The sequence below is a fragment of the Herbiconiux aconitum genome, from assembly GCF_024979235.1.
In the GTDB taxonomy this organism is placed as follows: domain Bacteria; phylum Actinomycetota; class Actinomycetes; order Actinomycetales; family Microbacteriaceae; genus Herbiconiux; species Herbiconiux aconitum.
This window is the reverse complement of record NZ_JANLCM010000004.1, coordinates 12,535-31,943: the sequence shown is the minus strand read 5'-3', so window position 1 is coordinate 31,943 and position 19,409 is coordinate 12,535. Positions and strand designations below refer to the sequence as shown.

General features: G+C 68.4%; 19 protein-coding genes and 1 tRNA gene. 15 read left to right on the top strand and 5 right to left on the bottom strand.

Features of this window, described 5'->3' with window-relative positions; all coding sequences use genetic code 11:
* Positions 1-35: 35 nt before the first annotated feature.
* From N1027_RS19685 to N1027_RS19670, 4 genes are read left to right on the top strand one after another with little or no spacing between them, the layout of a single operon-like run.
* Positions 36-878, top strand: coding sequence for a carbohydrate ABC transporter permease (locus tag N1027_RS19685; RefSeq protein ID WP_259510718.1), 843 nt, complete (start codon positions 36-38; stop codon positions 876-878).
* Positions 871-1,689, top strand: a complete 819-nt coding sequence (locus tag N1027_RS19680; RefSeq protein ID WP_259510717.1) for a carbohydrate ABC transporter permease — start codon at positions 871-873, stop codon at positions 1,687-1,689. The genes N1027_RS19685 and N1027_RS19680 overlap by 8 nt, the downstream gene beginning before the upstream one ends.
* 2 nt (positions 1,690-1,691) lie before the next feature.
* Entirely contained in the window at positions 1,692-3,839 is a 2,148-nt protein-coding gene (locus N1027_RS19675; protein WP_259510715.1) for an alpha-galactosidase, read from the top strand.
* Positions 3,836-4,762, top strand: coding sequence for an aldose epimerase family protein (locus tag N1027_RS19670; RefSeq protein ID WP_259510713.1), 927 nt, complete (start codon positions 3,836-3,838; stop codon positions 4,760-4,762). The genes N1027_RS19675 and N1027_RS19670 overlap by 4 nt, the downstream gene beginning before the upstream one ends.
* Positions 4,763-4,776: 14 nt before the next feature.
* Here the strand turns inward: N1027_RS19670 and N1027_RS19665 are convergent, their stop codons facing one another.
* From N1027_RS19665 to N1027_RS19655, 3 genes are all read right to left on the bottom strand, one after another.
* A complete protein-coding gene (locus tag N1027_RS19665; RefSeq protein ID WP_259510710.1) occupies positions 4,777-5,637 on the bottom strand; it encodes an AraC family transcriptional regulator in 861 nt (286 codons plus the stop codon).
* 125 nt (positions 5,638-5,762) lie between these two features.
* Positions 5,763-7,142 (bottom strand): NAD-dependent succinate-semialdehyde dehydrogenase, encoded by a 1,380-nt coding sequence (locus N1027_RS19660; protein ID WP_259510708.1) that lies wholly within the window; start codon positions 7,140-7,142, stop codon positions 5,763-5,765.
* Between the two features lie 66 nt (positions 7,143-7,208).
* Entirely contained in the window at positions 7,209-7,955 is a 747-nt protein-coding gene (locus tag N1027_RS19655) for a hypothetical protein (RefSeq protein WP_259510706.1), read from the bottom strand.
* 96 nt (positions 7,956-8,051) lie between these two features.
* On the opposite strand from N1027_RS19655, the gene N1027_RS19650 reads away from it, so the two are divergent.
* Together N1027_RS19650 and N1027_RS19645 are read left to right on the top strand one after the other, a co-directional pair.
* Complete coding sequence (locus N1027_RS19650) at positions 8,052-8,717, top strand: DedA family protein (protein ID WP_259510704.1); 666 nt, start codon at positions 8,052-8,054, stop codon at positions 8,715-8,717.
* Between the two features lie 43 nt (positions 8,718-8,760).
* Positions 8,761-9,318, top strand: coding sequence for a putative glycolipid-binding domain-containing protein (locus tag N1027_RS19645; protein ID WP_259510702.1), 558 nt, complete (start codon positions 8,761-8,763; stop codon positions 9,316-9,318).
* Positions 9,319-9,377: 59 nt separating this feature from the next.
* On the opposite strand, the gene N1027_RS19640 is transcribed toward N1027_RS19645, so the two are convergent.
* Positions 9,378-9,854, bottom strand: a complete 477-nt coding sequence (locus N1027_RS19640; protein WP_259510700.1) for a DUF2000 domain-containing protein — start codon at positions 9,852-9,854, stop codon at positions 9,378-9,380.
* 99 nt (positions 9,855-9,953) lie between these two features.
* Here N1027_RS19640 and N1027_RS19635 point away from each other — a divergent pair, with 99 nt between their 5' ends.
* The 3 genes from N1027_RS19635 to N1027_RS19625 all read left to right on the top strand — a co-directional run bounded on the left by N1027_RS19635 (position 9,954) and on the right by N1027_RS19625 (position 13,446).
* Positions 9,954-10,442, top strand: coding sequence for an Lrp/AsnC family transcriptional regulator (locus N1027_RS19635; RefSeq protein ID WP_259510699.1), 489 nt, complete (start codon positions 9,954-9,956; stop codon positions 10,440-10,442).
* Between the two features lie 88 nt (positions 10,443-10,530).
* Positions 10,531-10,602: transfer RNA gene (locus tag N1027_RS19630), tRNA-Gln, on the top strand.
* A gap of 237 nt (positions 10,603-10,839) precedes the next feature.
* Positions 10,840-13,446, top strand: a complete 2,607-nt coding sequence (locus N1027_RS19625; RefSeq protein WP_259510696.1) for a CocE/NonD family hydrolase — start codon at positions 10,840-10,842, stop codon at positions 13,444-13,446.
* 67 nt (positions 13,447-13,513) lie between these two features.
* On the opposite strand, the gene N1027_RS19620 is transcribed toward N1027_RS19625, so the two are convergent.
* A complete protein-coding gene (locus tag N1027_RS19620) occupies positions 13,514-14,809 on the bottom strand; it encodes an MFS transporter (RefSeq protein WP_259510694.1) in 1,296 nt (431 codons plus the stop codon).
* 26 nt (positions 14,810-14,835) lie between these two features.
* Here N1027_RS19620 and N1027_RS19615 point away from each other — a divergent pair, with 26 nt between their 5' ends.
* The 6 genes from N1027_RS19615 to N1027_RS19590 all read left to right on the top strand — a co-directional run bounded on the left by N1027_RS19615 (position 14,836) and on the right by N1027_RS19590 (position 19,391).
* A complete protein-coding gene (locus N1027_RS19615) occupies positions 14,836-15,546 on the top strand; it encodes a FadR/GntR family transcriptional regulator (protein WP_259510692.1) in 711 nt (236 codons plus the stop codon).
* A 70-nt stretch (positions 15,547-15,616) separates the two neighbouring features.
* Positions 15,617-16,255: a DNA-3-methyladenine glycosylase gene (locus N1027_RS19610; RefSeq protein ID WP_259510690.1), complete on the top strand. Its 639-nt coding sequence runs from the start codon at positions 15,617-15,619 to the stop codon at positions 16,253-16,255.
* 116 nt (positions 16,256-16,371) lie between these two features.
* Positions 16,372-16,833, top strand: coding sequence for a nuclear transport factor 2 family protein (locus N1027_RS19605; RefSeq protein ID WP_259510688.1), 462 nt, complete (start codon positions 16,372-16,374; stop codon positions 16,831-16,833).
* The gene (locus N1027_RS19600; RefSeq protein WP_259510685.1) at positions 16,826-17,491 is read left to right on the top strand and encodes a TetR/AcrR family transcriptional regulator; all 666 of its coding nucleotides are present in this window, start codon (positions 16,826-16,828) and stop codon (positions 17,489-17,491) included. Before N1027_RS19605 ends, N1027_RS19600 begins: the two co-directional genes overlap by 8 nt.
* Positions 17,488-18,453 carry an NADP-dependent oxidoreductase gene (locus tag N1027_RS19595; protein ID WP_259510682.1) on the top strand — a complete coding sequence of 322 codons (966 nt, stop codon included), beginning with the start codon at positions 17,488-17,490 and terminating at the stop codon, positions 18,451-18,453. The genes N1027_RS19600 and N1027_RS19595 overlap by 4 nt, the downstream gene beginning before the upstream one ends.
* 116 nt (positions 18,454-18,569) lie before the next feature.
* Positions 18,570-19,391 carry an alpha/beta fold hydrolase gene (locus N1027_RS19590; RefSeq protein WP_259510680.1) on the top strand — a complete coding sequence of 274 codons (822 nt, stop codon included), beginning with the start codon at positions 18,570-18,572 and terminating at the stop codon, positions 19,389-19,391.
* The last annotated feature ends 18 nt before the right edge of the window (positions 19,392-19,409 follow it).

Below are 19,409 nucleotides of genomic sequence, written 5' to 3'. Positions count from 1 at the left end.
GGAAGCGGCAGCGGATCGATTGGTGGGCGATCGCCATGATCGCCCCCGCCCTCATCGGTCTCGGCGCGCTCTACCTGTGGCCCTTCATCTCGACTTTCGTCAAGAGCTTCATGGACGTTCCGGTGTTCGGTGCGGGCGAGTTCACCGGCGTCGACAACTACACGAAGCTCCTCGGCGACGAGGACTTCTGGCGGGCGCTCGGCAACTCGGCTCTCTACACCGGCCTGGTGCTGCTCGGGGTGCCGATCGCCATCGTGCTCGCCGCTCTGATCGAGCAGGCCGCCAAGGGCCGCACGATCTACCGCGTGCTCTTCTTCCTGCCGGTGGTCACCCTGCCGGTGGCCGTCGGCATGGTGTGGCGCTTCATCCTGAACGGCGACTTCGGCGTGCTGAACTACCTGCTCTCGCTGGTCGGTCTGCCTGGGGAGTACTGGGTGGCCGACGACCGCTTCACGATCTACGCCTTCGCCGTCGTGGGAATCTGGATGGGCCTCGGCATCAACCTCATCATTCTCGGCGCCGGGCTGCAGAGCATCCCGGTCGAGCTGTACGAGGCATCCGCGCTCGACGGCGCCAGTCGCGTGCGTCAGTTCTTCTCGGTCACGCTGCCGCTGCTCAGCCCCAGTGTCTTCTTCGTCACCGTGCTCACCACCATCTCGGCGCTGCAGATGTTCGACCTCGTGTTCGTGATGCTCGGCAGCATCAACAACACGGCGCTCGACGGGTCGAAGACGATCGTGTACCTCTTCTACGAGGCGGCGTTCGTGCAGTTCAAACAGGGCTACGGGGCGGCCATCGCCATCGTGCTGCTCGCCATCATCATGATCGCCACCGCGATCCAGTTCCGCCTGCAGAGGAGATGGGTGAACTATGACTAAGCGCGGGCAGTGGCGCATCCACACCCTCCTCATCATCGCGGCTGCCTTCATGGTGGTGCCGTTCGTCTGGCAGATCCTGAGCTCGTTCAAGACCTCGAACGAGGTCTCCTCGCTTCCGCCGACGCTGTTCCCGGCCACCCCGACGATCGAGGGTTTCGAGACCTTCTTCGGGTCGGTGCCGTTCTGGGCGCAGTTCGCGGTGTCGGCGGTATCGCTCATCCTGCGGGTCGTCGGTCAGGTGCTCGTGGCGTCACTCGCCGGCTACGCCTTCGCGCGGCTGCGGTTTCCGGGGCGGAACATCGTGTTCGCCCTGTTCCTCGTGATGCTCATGGTGCCGAGCCAGCTCTTCCTTCTGGGGCAGTTCGACCTGATGAAGGGGCTCGGGCTGCTGAACACTCTGCCGGCCCTGGCCATCCCGGGCATGTTCAGCGCCTTCGGCACTTTTCTCATGCGCCAGGCATTCATCACCATGCCGAAGGAGTACGAGGAGGCGGCGCGGCTCGACGGGGCGGGCACGCTGCGGGTGTTCTGGAGCGTGATGCTGCCGATGGCCAGGCCCACGGTCGCGGCTCTCGCGGTGCTCACCTCGCTCTACTCCTGGAACGATCTGCTCTGGCCCCTCATCGTGACTCCGGCTGGCGACTTCCGTCCGCTTCCCGTGGGGCTGGCCAGCATGCAGGGGCAGTTCGGCACCGACTACCCGGCATTGATGGCGGGAGCGCTCGTCTGCACGCTTCCGCTCGTGATCGTGTTCCTCGTTCTGCAGAGGCAATTCTTCGCCGGCATCGCCAGCAGCGGACTGAAAGGCTAGAAATGGGCATCGAGTCCGAAGAGAACACCATTCCCGACAACGTCGGTGTCGAGCACCTCCGCGGCGGCGGCACGAGCGTGGTCGTCGACCTCGGCGACGGGCGACTGCCCCGCATCCTGCACTGGGGGCGCGACCTGGGAGAGCTCGGTGCTGCCGAGCTCGAGCAACTGCGAACCATCACCCGCCCGACGGTGGGCGACAGCGCGGTGACCTACCCGCAACCGGTGCCGGTGCTGCCACAGCTGGCCGAAGGCTGGCTCGGCCGGCCGGGCATCACCGGCAACCGAGGTGGGCGGGCCTTCGCGCCGCTGTTCCGGGATGCGGTGCACACGGTGACGGCCGGATCGGTGCGCACCGTCGCAGCCGACCCCGAATCGCAGCTCACCCTCACGGTGCTGCTCGAGCTCGGCCCGCACGGGGTGCTCACCCTGCAGGCCGAGCTGCAGAACGACGGAGCCTCGTCGTATGCCCTCGACGGAGTCGAACTGGCGCTGCCCGTTCCGGACAAGGCCGACGAGATCCTCGATCTCACGGGGCGATGGGCGCTCGAGCGGGTTCCGCAGCGGCATCCCTTCCCGATCGGCAGCTGGGTGCGCGAGAGCCGCGGGGGCAAGCCGGGGCTCGATCACTCGACGGTGTTCGCCGCGGGGGAGACCGGATTCGGCTTCGAACGAGGCCAGGTGTGGGCCGTGCACCTCGGCTGGAGCGGCAACCAGGTGCTGGCCGCCGAGCGGATGCCGGCCGGCAGCCGCCACCTGCGGGCCGGGGAGCTCCTGCTCTCGGGTGAGTTCTCCCTCGAGGCCGGTGAGAGCTACCGGAGCCCCGTGCTCTACGGCTCGTGGGGCGAGGGCCTCAACGACCTCTCCGATCGTTTCCACCGGATGATCCGGGCTCGTCCCGACCATCCGGCCGGCCCACGCCCGGTGCTCTCCAACACCTGGGAGGCCGTGTACTTCGACCACGACCTCGACACGCTGAAGGCCTTCGCCGACCGCAGCGCAGAACTCGGGATCGAACGGTTCGTGCTCGACGACGGCTGGTTCCTGGGCCGGCGCGACGACACCACCTCACTCGGCGACTGGGAGGTCGACCCCGAGGTCTGGCCCCAGGGTCTCGACCCTCTCGCGGAGCACGTGCACGGTCTGGGCCTGCAGTTCGGGCTGTGGTTCGAACCCGAGATGGTGAACCTCGACTCCGAGCTCGCTCGCGCGCATCCGGAATGGATCTTCGACGGCGGGCACGGTGCGGGTCTGCCGTCGCGGTATCAGCACGTGCTCGACCTGTCGCATCCGGATGCCTTCGCGCAGGTGCTCGAACAGGTCTCCACCCTGGTCGATCGCCTCGGCATCGACTTCATCAAGTGGGACCACAACCGCTACCTCACCGACGCCGGCCACAGCGACTCCGGCCGAGCCGGCGTGCACGATCAGGTTCTCGCGGCGTACGCCATGATGGACGAGCTGCGGCGCCGGCATCCGGCTCTCGAGATCGAGTCGTGCGCGTCGGGCGGCGGGCGCATCGACCTCGGGGTGCTGGCGCGCACCGACCGGGTCTGGCCGTCGGACTGCAACGACCCGCACGACCGGATCGACATCCAGCGCTGGACCTCGCTCCTGCTGCCGCCGGAGTTGCAGGGTACGCACATCGGCGCGGAGGAGTCGCACACCACGCATCGGGTCGCGACCCTCGACTTCCGGGCGTCGACGGCCTTCTGGGGCAACCTCGGTGTCGAACTCGACCTCGCGGCGATCGATCCGGAGACCTTCGCCCGTGTATCGGAGTGGGTGGATGCTCACAAACGCTTCCGTCCGCTGCTGCACTCCGGGCGGGTGGTGCGCGCCGACACGGTGCCCGAGATCCGGGTCGACGGGGTGGTGGCACACGATCTTCGCGAGGCCGTGTTCTCGTTCACGATGCTCGGTCGTCCGGCAGCCTGGCCGCCGCCCCGTCTGCGGTTGCCCGGACTCGATCCGAACCGGCGCTACACCGTGCGGCAGTTGGCACCCGGCCGAGACGTTCCGGCCGGCCAGCAACCGCCGTGGCTGGCCGTCGGGGTCACCGTGTCCGGTTCGGTGCTCGACGAGCTCGGCCTGGAGGCGCCGTCGCTCGACCCCGACCGCACGGTGCTCTTCCACCTCGTCGAGGCATGATCGCCGATGCTGTCCTGGCGGGCCTCCCGCTGGTGCGGCTCACCGACGGAACAGGGCGGGTGCTCGCGGCGGTCTCGCCCCGGGCCGCCTCGCTCCGGTCGCTGACCGTTCGCGGTCTCGACATCGTGGAGCCCTTCGTCACCGAGCCCGACGCGCCCGGAATGGCGGGCGCCACCCTGGTGCCGTGGCCGAACCGGGTCGAAGACGCGATCTGGTGGCACAACGGCCACCGGCACGAGCTCGCCATGACCGAACCCGAACTCGGTCACGCCAACCACGGGTTACTGGCGGGCGACGACTTCGCGGTGCTCTCACGAGACGAGACATCGGCCACGCTGGGCGCCGAGATCCGGCAGCCCCAGGGCTACCCCTTCGACCTCGATGTCGCCGTGGGCTACGTCGTGACGGACTCAGGCATCACGGTCACGACCTCGGTCGAGAACCGCGGCACCGAGCCAGCCCCGGTGGCGCTGGGCGCGCATCCGTATCTCCGCATCGGTTCGGCGTCGATCGACGAGCTGGTGGTGAGCGTGCAGGCGACCCACGCGTATCGCTTGGACGACCGGCACATCCCGCGCGAGCGGTTCGCGGTGGCCGGAACGCCCTGGGACCTGACGGTGCCGCGTCGCATCGCCGACAGCCCGGCCCACGCCACCTTCGAGCAGGAGTCGGCCGCGGGCGTGCTCGTGCACTCGCTGCACGAGCCGAACGGAGACCGGGTGGAGCTCTGGGCCGACGACGACTACCGCTTCACCCAGCTCTACATCGCGCGCGAGCTGCCCTCCGACACCGGACCGCGACTCGCCGTGGCCATCGAGCCGATGACCGCGCCGCCGAACGCCCTGCGCACGGGTGAGGGTCTGCGCTGGCTGGCCCCCGACGAGCGCTGGTGCACGAGCTGGGGCGTGCGCCTGGCCACCTGACGCCTAGCAGTACCCTAGCTGTCGCGGCTGCGGAAACCGGACGGGCTCATGCGATGGTGTCGACGGAAGGCCCGCGAGAAGTAGAACGCGTCGTCGTACCCCACCTCCGACGCCACGTCGGCGATGGTCGCGTCGGTCGTGTCGAGCAGCTGACGGGCCCGCGCCATCCGGAGCGCCGTGTGATGCGCGTGCACCCCGCCGCCGGTCGCCCGATGGAAGAGCGCGGAGAGGTGCGACGGCGACACGCCGACCAGGCGCGCCAGGTCGGGTACCCGCACCGATCCGTCGAGCCGGTCGCTGAGGTAATTCATGGCGCGCTGCAGCGGGTCGTCGGGCTTCGGCAACAGGCGGTCGACGCTGATGTGGGCGAGCAGTTTCCAGGCCGCACCGGATGCCGACACCAACCGCGGTGGGGATTGGTCGCGCTCGAGGTTGGAGACGATCTCGTCGAGCAGCGCGACCGCTCGATCGAGGCCCCGGATCGGCACGAGGGGCCGGCCGGCCGTCACGTCCATACTCTCGACCAGCTCGGCGGCGTCGGTTCCGGCCACGTGCGCCCACCAGATCGTCCAGGGTCGCTGCTCGTCGGCGCCGTAGGAGTGCGGCACTCCGCTCGGGATGACGAGCGCTTGCTGCGCGCCGATGCGGTGCACCACGTCGCCGACCCGCGCCCAGCCGGTTCCCGACGCGCACACCACCACGATCGTGGCCTCGGCCCCCCGCGGCCGGTTCATCTGGTGCCCGATCGCGTTCGGGTAGTAGCCAACGTCGGTGACGAGCAACCGCCGGGTGACCGGGCGGGAGAGTGCCTCCGCGACGACCGGGCGGGAGACGACCACGAGTCGCTGGCCCTGGAATCCTTCTTGGATCGGCATGGCTACATTGTGGTGCCCGATCGGCGATTGATCCAGGAGGCGGGCGCAAGCCGAGCGACAAGTGCCCGGGATGTCGTCGATTCGTCCAGGCGGCGCGCCTGAACGCGCATTGCCCCCAGGCGACGTCAGGCGATGCGGATGAGCTTCTTGTTCACGAACTCCTCCAGCGCGAAGCGGCCCATCTCGCGGCCCGAGCCGGAGCGCTTGACGCCGCCGAAGGGCAGTTCGGCGGCGTCGCCGAGCACGAGGTTGATCCAGACCATACCGGCGTCGATCGCGTCGGCCACCCGGAGCGCCTGCTCCTCGTCGGTGGTGTAGACGTAGGAGCCGAGCCCGAACGGGGTGTCGTTGGCGAGGCGCACCGCCTCATCTTCGGAGGGCACCCGGTAGAGCGCGGCGACCGGCCCGAAGAACTCCTCGCGATAGGCGTCCATCGACGGCGTGACGTCGGCGAGCACGGTGGGCCCGAAGAAGTTCCCCGAGCGAGAACCTTCGGCGAGCACGGTCGCGCCCTGCGCCTTGGCCCGGTCGACCTGCTCGCCGAGACGCGCGGCCGCCGCCTGCGACGAGAGCGGACCGAGCAGGGTTCCCTCGGCGAACGGATCGGCCGGCTGCACCGCTGTGAACGCCTCGGTGAACTTCGCCGCGAAGTCGTCGTAGAGTCCGTCGAGCACGATGAAGCGCTTGGCTGCGTTGCAGGACTGGCCGTTGTTGTCGAGCCGCGCGTTCACCGCATCCTGCACCGCCGCATCCACGTCGGCGGTGGAGAGCAGGATGAAGGGGTCTGATCCGCCCATCTCCAGCACGACCTTCTTGAGGTGCTTGCCCGCGAGCTCGGCCACCGCGGCGCCGGCGCGCTCCGACCCGGTGACGGAGACACCTTGCACGCGCGGGTCGGCGATCACGGTGGCGACCTGATCGTTGCTGGCGTAGATGTTCACGTACGCGCCTGCGGGCGCGTCGACGGATGCGGCTGCCTCGGTGAAGATGTCGGCGATCGCGGCCGCGGATTCCGGGCACTGCGGAGCGTGCTTCAGCAGGATGGTGTTGCCCGCGACGATGTTGGGGCCGGCGAACCGGGCCACCTGGTAGTAGGGGAAGTTCCACGGCATGATGCCGAGCAGAACGCCGAGACCCGACCGGCGGATGAACGCCGATCCCGAGCCCTCGGCCAACTCGATCGGCTCGTCGGCGAGGTATTCGGCCCCGTGATCGACGTAGTACTGGTAGATCGCGGCCGCGAAGTCGACCTCGCCGAGGGCCTGCTCGAGCGGTTTGCCCATCTCCCGCACCACGATCTCGGCCAGCTGCTCGCGGCGCTCGGTGTGCAGCTCGGCCACCCGGGCGATCAAGGCGGCCCGCTCGGCCACCGGCACGCGCCGCGACCAGCCTTCGAACGCGTCAGAGGCGGCGCCGATCGCACCATCCAGTTCGGCGTCGGTGATCGTGGGGTATTCACGCAGAGTCTCGCCGGTGGCGGGGTTGATGACCGCGTAGTCGCTCATGTCGTGCTCCTTCGATGGTGCGGGGTTGTCGTGATGGTATCGCTCAGTGGACGATCGCGGCACAGCTCATGCCTCGCCGCGCATCCGTCGCAGCCAGAGCCGGCGGCCGTCGATGTAGGGCTCGATGTCGGTCACTCGCAGCAGAGCGACGTCTTCGAACGGAACGTCGCGCGCCACCACCGCGAGGGTGCGGCCGCCGAGCATCGTCGCCGCCCACCAGACCGGGCCGCGCACCCACACCTCGAACGGTTCGCGGCGACCGTCGACCTTGAGGTCGACGATGCGGTCGGGCAGGTGCTCGGTGGCGGACACGGGGCGATACCAGGAGGTGGTGCGCGCTCGCAGCATGCTGTCGCGATGGCGCAGCCGGTCGACGACCGCGCGGCTGTCACCGGAGCGCCAGTGCACGTGCACGTCGAAGGGGTCGGAGAAGGCGGCGGCGGCACCGGCGACGGTGGCTGCGCCCTCGAAGGCGGCCGTGCTCCCGCCTTCGGCCAGCCGTGCTTCGAGCGACGCCAACGTCGCGTCGTCGTCGGTGGCGCGGCGGCGGGCCTCGCCCTCGGGTGTGAAACCGCCCGTCGCGGCGGTGTCCTCGTCGGCGCGCGGGCTCGGTGGGATGACCGCGGGCATGGCGCGGGCGTAGGAGAGAACGCGAGTCTGACCGCCGAAGTCCCACTCGGTCACCATCGAGAATCCGGGCCAGCGAACCAGGCCGTAGGCGAAGTCGGGAGCGAAGGTGGAGCGGAGCTGCGCATCCGTTTCGTCGACATGCGTCCAGAACTCGTCGGGTGTCAGCTGGCGACCGAACTGCATGCCTCCAGCCTGCCACTCGGGAGGGCACTCTGTCGCCCACGATGCGGCCCGGAATTCCTTCATCGACCGCGCAGGGCGAGGCGCTAGGGTCGACGCATGGCGCCCTCCGACCTCTTCAACGTGCAGGGAGCCATCGAGGGTGCAGGGGCCTGGGGCCTCCTCATCGTGTGCTTGATCGTGTTCGCCGAGACGGGGTTGCTGATCGGCTTCTTCCTGCCGGGCGACACCCTGCTCTTCTTCACGGGCCTGCTCACCTTCACCGGCGCCATCCCGCTCCCGCTCCCCGTGGTCATCCTCTGCATCTTCGTGGCCGCGTTCCTCGGCGATCAACTCGGGTATCTGATCGGCCGGCGGGCCGGACCGGCGATCTTCGAACGCCGCGACTCCGGGGTATTCAGTCGCAAGAATGTCGAACGCACCCAGACGTTCTTCGACCGCTTCGGCGGGTGGGCGGTGACCATCGCCCGTTTCGTGGGGGTGGTGCGCACCTTCGCGCCCGTCGCAGCCGGGGTCGGCAAGATGAAGTACACGCACTTCGCCGGGTTCAACGCGCTCGGCGCTGCGCTCTGGACGATCGCGATCGTGGGGCTGGGGTACGCGCTCGGGTCGATCCCGTCGGTGGCATCGGTCGTCGAGCGCTACATGGAGTGGGTGCTGATCGGCATCGTCGTGCTGACCGTCGGATCGGCCCTGATCGCCTACCTGCGCCAGCGGGCCGCCGCTCGCAAACGAGGGGTGCACAAGGCCCCCGACCCGGAGTAGATTTCCTCGCACAGGATGCACCCGATCGGCCGGGGGTGATGCCATGGTGACCGTGACGCGCTCGCTCGCCTGGGTGCCCGCATCCGGAACCGGGCTCGAGGAGACCACCGTCACCATCGACGCGAGCGGATGCGTGGCCGTGGGCCACGTCACGGCCACCGACCCGCACGCCTTCGACGTCTACTACCGGGTCGAGATCGACGAACTGTGGCGCACCCGCTACGTCTGCGTCTCGGAGACGGTGACGAGCCGGTGCATCGAGATGCGCTCGGCCGGCGAGGGTCGCTGGACGAGCGACGACGGGCGTCTGCTGCGACAGCTGGATGCCGCGATCGACGTCGACATCAGTGCAACTCCGTTCAGTAACACCCTGCCCGTGCGCCGGCTCGGCATCGGCGTGGGGGAGAGCGCCGACATCGTGACGGCGTACGTCGACGTGCCCGCCATGACCGTCACCGCCGATCCGCAGCGTTACACGCGGCTGCTGTCTGATGTCTATCGCTACCAGTCGCTCGACAGCGACTTCCGGCGTGACATCGTGGTCGACGAGCAGGGCTTCGTGCTCGAGTACCCCGGCCTGTTCTCCCGCGTGCCCGCCTGACGGCGGGCCCAACCCACCCCGCACCGTCACCTGCTCCGTCGCGAGGGCTGCGGACGGGGTCAGAGCAAGCGGAGCTTCTTCACGAGGGCGTCGACGGTGGCGCGCGGGCCCACGATGCTCAGGGCGCACACCTCGAGGTCGGCGGGGGCGGTCGACGCGAGGGTCGAGAGGTACTCGTCGTAGACGCGGGTGGTCTGCGCGCTGAGTGGCATGTCGGCCAGCCAGACGTCTTCTGCCGAGATTGCCTTCGCGCGCACGTTCGCGAGGCGCTCGGCCGTGGTGCCGAGCACCGTGCATCCGGCCCAGGGGAGCCCCGGATGCGTCACCCCGCTCGCGTCGACACCATCCGGACCCGGCAATCCGCCGATCGCCACCCCCGTCGCCGAGGCGACGCAGGCCACCGCGTTCACCATGCGGCCGGGCGGCAACGCCGTGTCGACCACGATCGCCCATTTCAGTCGAGCCGATCGGGTCGATTCGCCGGTGACGATCTCCTCCGCGGCAAAGGCGGGTGGCGTCGGATGCTCGATGGTCACTCAGGCTCCTTAGTTCGAGTGCAGGAGGAAAGAATATGCACACATCCGATTCGCTTACAATTCTTCCGTACTTAATACGAATCGAGAGGGAATCCCGCGATGCTCGACGAACTAGATACGGCCATCCTGCGCGCACTGCAGACGGATGCACGGCGCACGAATCGCGACGTCGCGGCGGCTGTCGGCGTCTCGCCCACCACCGCGCTCGACCGCACCCGCAGTCTGCGGGAGCGCGGGGTGATTCGTGGGGCCACGCTCGACGTCGACCTTCCGGCGATCGGCCGGCCCGTGCAAGCGCTGATCGCGGTGCGCATCCGACCCCCGTCGCGGCGCAACATCGAGGCCTTTCGCAACTGGGTGAGCGCGTTGCCCGACACGCTGGGGGTGTTCGTGACCTCGGGGGCGGAGGATTTCCTCATCCACGTCGCCGTTCCCGACAACGACAGCCTCTACGCCTTCGTCATCGACCGCCTCACCGAGCGCGCCGAGGTGGCCGACGTGCGCACGTCGGTGGTCTACGAGCACCTGCGCAACGATCGCCTCGGCCCCGTGCCCGCTCCGCCCGAGCCGGGCCGCCGCGCCCGCTGAGCGATTCGAGGCGAGCGCTCGGGCGCTTTTGGAGTGACGGCGCGGATAGGCTAAAGTAAACCGTCGGCCCGAGCTTCGGTGCGGCCGGTGGGGTATGGTGTAATTGGCAACACGGCTGATTCTGGTTCAGTTGTTCTTGGTTCGAGTCCAGGTACCCCAGCAAGAAAAGGTCCGGTTTCCCGGGCCTTTTTTCTTTTCCCATCCGGCTCCGTAGCGGGAGGCGGAGACGCGTGAGGTGGGGCAAAATGTTCGCTTTTGTTACGTTTATGTGAACTAACTACCAATTGGCTGTGTGCGGCTGTTCCTGCCCTGTTAGGCATGCCTCATGGGGATTTTTTCAACAGTTGTCTATTCCAAAACGACCACCACTCGCCGACGAAGGCGGCCGGGCATCTGGATGGCGGGCGTTGCTCTTGCGGCCGCGGTCGTCGTTCCGGCACTCTCCCCGGCAGCGGCCTCCGCCGCGACACCGGGCGTCGACGCGATCAGCATCGTCGACGGTGAGACCGCTCCGGTGTTCGATTACGCCGACGCCATCCGCGAACGCGTATTCATCCCGGTGGCCGGTGTCGACCAGGATCTCGACGGCGTCGACGACGTGACGGCCATCGAGATCATCCGCCCGAAGGAGTCCGACAGCGGACTCAAGGTTCCGTCGATCATCGACGCGAGTCCGTATTACAGCACTGTCGGCCGCGGCAATGAGTCCGAACTGATCGCCGACACGGATGGCGACGGCATCAACGACGAGTGGCCGCTGTTCTATGACAACTACTTCGTGGAGCGCGGGTACGCCGTCATCCTGGCTGAAATGGACGGCACCGCGAACTCCACCGGCTGCCCCCTGCAGGGTGGCGCCGGTGACATCGCCAGCATGAAGGTGGTGATCGACTGGCTGCAGGGCCGCGCTGCCGGTCACGACGCTGCGGGCGATCCTGTCACGGCCGCCTGGCACAACGGCAAGGCCGGCATGATCGGCAAGTCCTACGACGGAACGCTCGCCAACGGCGTGGCGGCGACGGGTGTCGAGGGCCTCACCACGATCGTTCCGATCTCGGCCATCTCGAACTGGTACGGCTATTCCCGCACGGGCGGCATCCGCCACAACACCGACTACCCCTCGGGTCTCTCGAACTCGATCACCAACCCCGACCGACGGGATCTCTGCGCCCCCACCCGCGACGAGATGAGCCTGGTCGACGGCGACGAGACGGGTGACATCAACGCGTTCTGGGCCGAACGCGACTACCGCACCACCACCGACAAGATCACCGCATCCGTCTTCGCGGTTCACGGACTGAACGACGACAACGTGCGGATGAGTCAGCTCGGCGCCTACTGGACCGCATTGGGCGAGAACGACGTGCCGCGCAAGATCTGGCTCTCGCGCCTCGGCCACGTCGACCCGTTCGACTACGACCGCGCCGAGTGGGTCAGCACGCTGCACCACTGGTTCGACTACTGGTTGCAGGGCATCGACAACGGCATCATGACGGAGCCGATGGCCACCGTGGAATCCATGCAGCCGGGTGTGATGGAGGACTATGCGACCTGGCCGGTACCGGGATCGGAAGACGTGGGCATCCATCTCGCGGCCACCCCGGCCGGTGCTGCCGGAACCCTGCAGCTCGCCACGCCCACCGGACCGGATGAGCTCACGTTCACCGGCCCGGCGAACGCTCCGCGCGAGAACGATCTGATCGCCGAGCCGGAGGGCTCTCAGGATGCCCGGCTGACGTTCCTCTCGCAGCCTCTCACCAGCGAGCTCCGCATCTCGGGCACGGCGTCTGTCGAGCTGACCGCTGCGCTCAGCACCGATCAGTCGAACCTCGCGACCATGCTGGTGGACTACGGGACGGCGACCGTGATTCCCCGCAGCCCTGGAGACGGTGTGGCCGATCTGGACACCAGCTCCTGCTGGGGCGGTGAGAGCGCGAGCGACGACGCCTGTTACGGCGAGGTCGAGCGGCGCTCGGCGGATGTCGAGCAGTTCCGGGTGACCCGAGGCGTTCTCGACTCCTCCAACCGTGAATCGCTCATCGACGGCCAGGCCACTCCTGTGGTTCCCGGCCAGGACTACGCGTTCAGCTGGCCGCTCGAGCCTTACGACCACGTGTTCCCGGTCGGCCACCGCATCGGTGTCGTCGTGACGACGAACCTGTCGGGCTTCGTCGCCGGCACTCCGAACGCCACGGTGAACCTCGACACGGCGGTCAGCACGATCGTGCTGCCGATCGTCGGAGGCGCGCAGGCAGCGGTCGCATCAGGGGCACTCGGTGTTCCGGATGCGTCGACCGTGAGCTTCGATCTCGGTGGCCACGGCGGCGCGATCGAGCCCCAGACGATTCCCTACGGACAGACGGCGACCGCCCCGGTCGACCCCACGGCTGAGGGTTACGTCTTCCAGGGCTGGTTCGCCGACGCCGAGCACGCCGTGCCGTTCGACTTCGCCGCTCCGGTGATGTCGGACACCGCGGTCTACGCCTCGTGGATGACGGTCGCCGACGCGATTCGCAGCCTGGAACTCGAGGTCAGCACCACGAGCGTCCAGCAGGGCGGCTCGGTCGTCGTCACCGCGACCGGATTCGACGCCGACGGCGGAGCACTCGGTGACGTGACCGAGGCGGTCACGTTCACGAGCTCGGTTGCCACCGATGTGATCGACGGCAACACGATCACCTTCCCGCACGCAAGCCCGCACGTCATCACGGCCACGGTGCGTGATGTCACGGCGAGTGTCACCGTGGAAGTCATCCCGGCGCCCGTCGCGCCGCCGACCACCGATCCGGGGCCGGGAAGCGGCAGCGGCAGCGGAAACGGAACCGGCACGGGGAGTGGCGCGGCCACCTCGAACACCGGCGGTCTGGCGGCGACCGGCGCTCAGCTGATCATTCCGCTCAGCGTGGTGCTCGCTCTGCTCGTCGTCGGCGCCGGCGCGCTCCTCGCCGCCCGCCGTCGCCGTCGGTCGACCACGGCGGACGATTCGGGAGACAGCGCCCTCTAGAAGAAGGTTCGGCCCGGTGGCCGGATGACTGCGTCGACCTGGCGCAGGCATCCGGCCATCACACTGCTCACGCCGCGCGCGCCGCCTCATCCTCGAGCAGGCGCGGGCGGGACGCCAGGATGCCGGCAACCAGGAGGATCGCGAGGCTCACGAAGAGGAACACGAACGAGCCGCTCCAGCCGGACTGCGCATCGTGCAACAGGCCGATGAGCAGGGGGCCGACGCAGGCGATGGCGTAACCGATGCCCTGCATGCGACCGGAGAGTAACGACGAACCGGCCGTGCTACGTGTGCGGGCGTTCACGAGAGTGAGACACATCGGGAAGGTGCTGACGCCGAGTCCGAGCGCGGCCACCCAGAACACGGCACCCTCGAGCGGCGCGACCAGCAAGCCCGTGTAGCCCACGGCGAGAAGCGTCACGCACACCACGACGATCGCCGCCGGATTGCGCAGGTGCAGCGTCAAGGGCGGCACGAGGAATGCCGCGCCCAGGCCGAACACCGAGAAGAAGGCGAGGAGGGTGCCGCCGAGCGCGGGCTCCGCACCGGCCTCGACGAGGATGGTCGGCAGCCACGTGATGATGACGTAGGTGTTGAGCGCGGTCATCGCGAACAGCAGCACCATCGACCACAACAGAGTGGTGCGCCACGCGCCCGGCACGCCGCCGAGCGGTGCCGGGGGAGTGGATGCGGGTGCGGTGCCGACGGTTCCCGTGCCCGAGTTGGACTCCGATCCGGCGCCGCGCGCCTGTGCCCGCGACCGCCCCGACGTGGCGACTCCGATCCACAGCACCGCCGCCGCCGCCGTCAGGATCGCCCACATCCCGATCGCGAACCGCCATCCGGCCGAGAGCGCGATCGGCACCGCGATCAGCGGAGCGACGAACTGCCCGAACTGCAGCAGCGCGAGGTAGAGCGAGCTCACGGTCTTCAGCCGCGAGGCGAAGTAGCGCTTCACGATCGGCACGATGAGCACGTTCGACGCGCCCACCCCGGCGAACGCCACGATCGTCGACGCGACCAACACGACCGGATCAGGGCTGAGCGCGCGCAGCCCGATGCCGAGCGTGGTCACGACGGTCGCGGCCGCCAGCGTCGTCTCGAGGCCGAACCGGCGCGAGGCGGCCGAAGCCACGAAACCGAAGATCGCGAACGAGGCCGTGACGATGGTGCCGAACGCGCCGTAGAGTGCCGTTCCGAATCCCAGATCACCGCCGATCTGCTCGAGTAACGGACTGAAGCCCGTCACGGCCGTGCGCAGGTTGACGGCGGTGAGGATGAGCGCCGTCAGCACCAACAGTGTCGTGCGTCGTGGGGTGAACACCGAGGCAGAAGCCGGCGCCGGAGCGGGGGTCGAGGTCATGGCGATCCAAAAGGTAGGATGATGGGATGAATCCCGAGGTTAGCGTCTCGCCGCCCGCTGCGCCATTCATCCGCCCGGGTGTGACGGACTACCTCACCGAGCTGTTCCACGAGGAGATCCGCTCCGGGCGCTGGGCCGTGGGCTCGAAGATCCCGGTCGAGAACGAACTCGTGAGCTGGACGGGTGCGGGTCGCAACTCCGTGCGCGAAGCCGTGCAGTCGCTCGTGCAGGCCGGCCTCGTGCGCCGCGAGCAGGGTCGAGGCACCTTCGTCATCGCGCGCTCCCAGCTCACGCAGACCCTGCAGCGCCGGCTGTCGGCATCCGGTCGTCGCGACGGCCTCGAACTGCGCTTCGCGATCGACGGCGCCACGGCCGAACTGGCCGCCGAACGTCGCACCGACGGAGACGTGCGAGAACTCCGCGAGCTGCTCGACGCGCGCGCCCGATCGTGGCAGCAACCCGACATCGATCAGCGGATGGCCGCCGACACCGCCCTGCACCGCGCGGTCGCCGCCGCCACTCACAACGACCTGTTCGTCGAACTCTACGACGGGCTGCTCGAGCTCTTCCGTTCCGTGCTCCGTGCCGATGTCGAAGGCGAGGTCGATCATCACGCCGGCCAGCACGAACGTCTGGTGCAGGCGATCGCCGATCAGGATGCGCGGGCGGCCCGCGCCGAGATCGGCGACTTGCTCACACCACTCATCGAAGACGGAACCCGCACCGACTCCGCATGACCGCGGTTGCCTTCGCGGGGGCCGGTGCGATAGACCCGAAGCGACGCTCTGCGACGAGGAGGCCGCCCCCATGGTCGTGAGGGGATACCGCAAGACCGACCGCGGGTTCTTCGAGCGCGATGTGCTCGAGGTGGCACCCGACCTCCTGGGGTGCGTGCTGAAGAAGAGCGACGACGACGGCGCGGTGGCCATTCGCATCACCGAGGTCGAGGCGTACGCCGGCGAACGAGACCCGGGAGCCCACTCCTTCCGGGGTCGGACCGCCCGCAACGCCACGATGTTCGGGCCGGCGGGCCACATCTACTGTTATTTCACCTACGGCCTGCACCATGCGATCAACCTGGTCACGACCGGAGCCGACCGGCCGTACGGATGCCTCGTTCGAGCGGGTCTCGTGATCGAAGGGCAGCACCTCGCCCGCGCCAGACGAGCGGCGCGCCGACGGTCTCCGGTCAGCGACCGCGAGCTCGCCCGGGGGCCGGGGAACGTCGCGCAGGTGTTCGACGTGACCCTCGCCGACAACGGCGATGACCTGTTCGGCGGCGCATGGGAGTTCCTCGTCGCCGATGCGCCGCGGGACTTCCAGCCGGCCGTCGGCCCACGGGTCGGGGTGAGCGGGCGCGGGGGAGATGCGGGGGAGTTCCCGTGGCGGTTCTGGATACCCGGCGATCCGACGGTCAGCGCGTACCGTCCTGGTAAACCGGTGTGAGTGTGCTCGCCCGGGCGTGAACCGGACGACGGTCGTCCGGATGATGCTATCGTCTGTATCCGGACGAAGTACGTCCGTTTTCCGGACCGCGAGTCCGGCGGAGAGGACCACCCCCGATGACTGATTCCAACGACATTCTGCGCCGTTTGGATGCCCTGGAAGCAACCGAAGACATCAAGAAGCTGAAGGCCCGTTACTTCCGTTTCGTCGACGAGAAGAAGCACGACGAGCTGGGCGGGCTCTTCACGCCCGATGCCCGCATCGTGACCGATGGCGTCGCCTGGCCGTCGCGGGAGGCGTTTGTGGAGGTCATCCGCGACCTCATCGGCGCCGCCCCGACCGTGCATCACGGTCACATGCCGGAGATCGACATCCTCGGCGCCGACACGGCGTCCGGCATCTGGGCCATGGAGGATCTGCTCACCTTCCCCGACGCTCCGGATGCGCCGGAGGGACACCGCGGTTACGGCCAGTACCGCGAGACATACCGCAAGGTCGACGGGCACTGGCTCATCGACTCCCTCGAACTGACCCGGTTCCGCATGGATCCGCTGCCGAACTGGAGCCCCGATGCCTGAGCCCGACCTCGAAACCGAACCCGTCGGGCGTGTCGACGCCCAGCGCAACCGGCAGCGGCTGTTCCACGCGGCGAGGGACGCCATCGCCATCAACGGCCTCGATGTGTCCTCGCTCGACATCGCCACAGCGGCGGGTGTGGGCGTCGGAACGCTCTACCGGCGATTCGGCACGAAGGAGGCGCTGCTCGACGCCGTGGTGCTCGGTCTCTACGACGACCTGTGCGAGAAGGCGGAGGATTTTCTCGAGAGCGACGATCCCTGGGAGGGGCTTTCGGAGTTCATGATGGAGCTGGCCGGCGCGCATCGCGACAGCCGGGGTCTCGCCCAGGTGACCGCCGCGTGCGACAGCAACAGTCCTCCGTCGCCGGAGGTCACCCAGCGCACGATGGCCCTGCAGAACGCCGTCACCCGATTGACGGAACGCGCCCACGCGGCGGGAGCGCTTCGCTCCGACGTCACGTGGCAGGACATCATCATCTCCTCGCGCGCCTCCCTCGACATCGAGCACTGTCTCGGCGTCGATGCCGGGCCCGACGGATGGCGCCGCGTGATCACGATCCTGCTCGACGGGATGCGCGCGCCCGGAACATCACAGCTCCACGGCCCGGGGCCGCAGTCCCGCGCCGCATACGAAACCATCAGTGAGGAAGCACCATGAAAGCCGTCGGCTTGACCGAATTCGGAGCGCCCGATGTGCTCCGCATCGTAGAACTGCCCGAACCCCACGCGGGCGCCGGAGAGATCCGCATCCGCGTGAGAGCAGCCGGAGTGAATCCCGCCGATCTGCTCCTGCGATCCGGGCCCCAGGCGGCCATGCTCAGCGGGCAACCGAAACCATACGTGCCAGGGCAGGATGTAGCGGGCACGGTCGATGAGATCGGACCCGGCACCCGCACCAGCCTGGCGATCGGCGACGACGTGATGTCGATGCTCATCCCGATCGGCCCAGGTATGACCGGTGGATACGCCGAATACGTCGTCGTTCCCGCATCGTGGGCCGTCACGTCACCGCGCGGGATGAGCTCGGTCGAAGCGGCGACCATTCCGATGAACGGGCTCACCGCGTTGCTCGCGCTCGACACGCTCGATCTGCCGCGTGGGTCGACCCTGGCCGTCGTCGGCGCCGCGGGCGGCCTCGGCGGCTACATCACCGGCCTGGCTGCCGCCAAGGGGCTGTCGGTGGTGGCGGATGCGGCACCGGCCGACGCCGACCTCGTTCGCCGTCTCGGTGCCTCCGAGGTGGTGGAACGGGGCCCTGGCATCGCCGCTCGCATCCGGCAGATCCACCCGCTCGGTGTGGACGCCGCCGCGGACACCGCGATGTACGGCCCCTCCCTCTTCGACGCGGTTCGCGACGGGGGACAGTTCGCCCGATTCCGGTCGACTGATGAGCCCGGCAGTTACGCGACTATCCCGGGTCGCGGCATCCGGCTGCAGACGCCCTTCGTTCCCGACTACGCCGGCCGAATGGACAAGCTCGACGAAGTGCGGGTGCTCGCCGAGGCAGGCGCACTCGTGCCGCGCGTCGCCGAGACCTACCCGGCCGAAGACGCGGCGCGTGCGCACGAACGACTCGAGCGCGGCGGCGTGCGAGGGCGGCTGGTGCTCACGTTCTCCTAAGGTGGAGCACGCCGGCGTCGGTTCTGGCTTCGGATGAACGTCAAATGACTCATTCGAGGCCTCGGTCAAGCGGACAGAGTGGGCTCACCACGACCGCTACCGACAAAGGAACGACAATGCCTTACTTCACGACTTCGGATGGAACAGAGCTCTACTACTCCGATCAGGGGGCCGGGCAACCGGTGCTCTTCTCGCACGGGTGGCCGCTGAGTTCCGACGCCTGGCAGGTGGAGCTCAAGCTCTTCGCCGACGCCGGCTACCGCACCATCGCGCATGACCGGCGCGGTCACGGGCGCTCTTCGCGCACCTACACCGGAAACGACATGAGCACCTATGCCAGCGATCTGGCGGAGCTCGTCGACCACCTCGACCTCACCGACCTCGTCGTCGTCGGTCACTCGACCGGCGGCGGCGAAGTGGTGCGCTACGCGGCCCAGCACGGGCAGGGGCGCGTGGTCAAGGTCGCCACCGCAGGCGCGGTGCCACCCATCATGCTGAAGTCCGGTTCAAACCCGGAGGGCACGCCGATCGAGGCGCTCGACGCCATCCGGGCCGGTGTGCTGAAAGACGCCTCGCAGTTCTGGAAAGACCTCGCCGAGCCGTTCTACGGCGCGAACCGCGCAGGTTCGGCCGTCTCTCAGGGCGCGAAGGACGACTTCTGGCGGCAGGGCATGCTCGTCGGTCTGGCCGCGGCCTACGACTGCGTGAAGGCGTTCTCCGAAACCGACCAGACCGACGACCTGATGGCGATCGACGTGCCGATCTTCATCGCCCAGGGCGGCGACGATCAGATCGTTCCGATCGCTGCGGCCGCCGAGAAGAGCATCAAGCTGGTCAAGGACGGCACGCTCAAGGTCTATCCGGGCGCGCCGCACGGCATCTACGGTGCCTACCAGAACGAGCTCGACCAGGACATCCTCGCCTTCATCAAGGGCTGACCGGCTCGCCGACGGGTC

Bases quoted from the DNA above. Each gene is read 5' to 3' on its own strand.
- N1027_RS19685 (WP_259510718.1), top strand. From the start codon at position 36: ATGATCGCCCCCGCCCTCATCGGTCTCGGCGCGCTCTACCTGTGGCCC.
- N1027_RS19680 (WP_259510717.1), top strand. From the start codon at position 871: ATGACTAAGCGCGGGCAGTGGCGCATCCACACCCTCCTCATCATCGCG.
- N1027_RS19675 (WP_259510715.1), top strand. From the start codon at position 1,692: ATGGGCATCGAGTCCGAAGAGAACACCATTCCCGACAACGTCGGTGTC.
- N1027_RS19670 (WP_259510713.1), top strand. From the start codon at position 3,836: ATGATCGCCGATGCTGTCCTGGCGGGCCTCCCGCTGGTGCGGCTCACC.
- N1027_RS19665 (WP_259510710.1), bottom strand. From the start codon at position 5,637: ATGCCGATCCAAGAAGGATTCCAGGGCCAGCGACTCGTGGTCGTCTCC.
- N1027_RS19660 (WP_259510708.1), bottom strand. From the start codon at position 7,142: ATGAGCGACTACGCGGTCATCAACCCCGCCACCGGCGAGACTCTGCGT.
- N1027_RS19655 (WP_259510706.1), bottom strand. From the start codon at position 7,955: ATGCAGTTCGGTCGCCAGCTGACACCCGACGAGTTCTGGACGCATGTC.
- N1027_RS19650 (WP_259510704.1), top strand. From the start codon at position 8,052: ATGGCGCCCTCCGACCTCTTCAACGTGCAGGGAGCCATCGAGGGTGCA.
- N1027_RS19645 (WP_259510702.1), top strand. From the start codon at position 8,761: ATGGTGACCGTGACGCGCTCGCTCGCCTGGGTGCCCGCATCCGGAACC.
- N1027_RS19635 (WP_259510699.1), top strand. From the start codon at position 9,954: ATGCTCGACGAACTAGATACGGCCATCCTGCGCGCACTGCAGACGGAT.
- N1027_RS19625 (WP_259510696.1), top strand. From the start codon at position 10,840: ATGGCGGGCGTTGCTCTTGCGGCCGCGGTCGTCGTTCCGGCACTCTCC.
- N1027_RS19620 (WP_259510694.1), bottom strand. From the start codon at position 14,809: ATGACCTCGACCCCCGCTCCGGCGCCGGCTTCTGCCTCGGTGTTCACC.
- N1027_RS19615 (WP_259510692.1), top strand. From the start codon at position 14,836: ATGAATCCCGAGGTTAGCGTCTCGCCGCCCGCTGCGCCATTCATCCGC.
- N1027_RS19610 (WP_259510690.1), top strand. From the start codon at position 15,617: ATGGTCGTGAGGGGATACCGCAAGACCGACCGCGGGTTCTTCGAGCGC.
- N1027_RS19605 (WP_259510688.1), top strand. From the start codon at position 16,372: ATGACTGATTCCAACGACATTCTGCGCCGTTTGGATGCCCTGGAAGCA.
- N1027_RS19600 (WP_259510685.1), top strand. From the start codon at position 16,826: ATGCCTGAGCCCGACCTCGAAACCGAACCCGTCGGGCGTGTCGACGCC.
- N1027_RS19595 (WP_259510682.1), top strand. From the start codon at position 17,488: ATGAAAGCCGTCGGCTTGACCGAATTCGGAGCGCCCGATGTGCTCCGC.
- N1027_RS19590 (WP_259510680.1), top strand. From the start codon at position 18,570: ATGCCTTACTTCACGACTTCGGATGGAACAGAGCTCTACTACTCCGAT.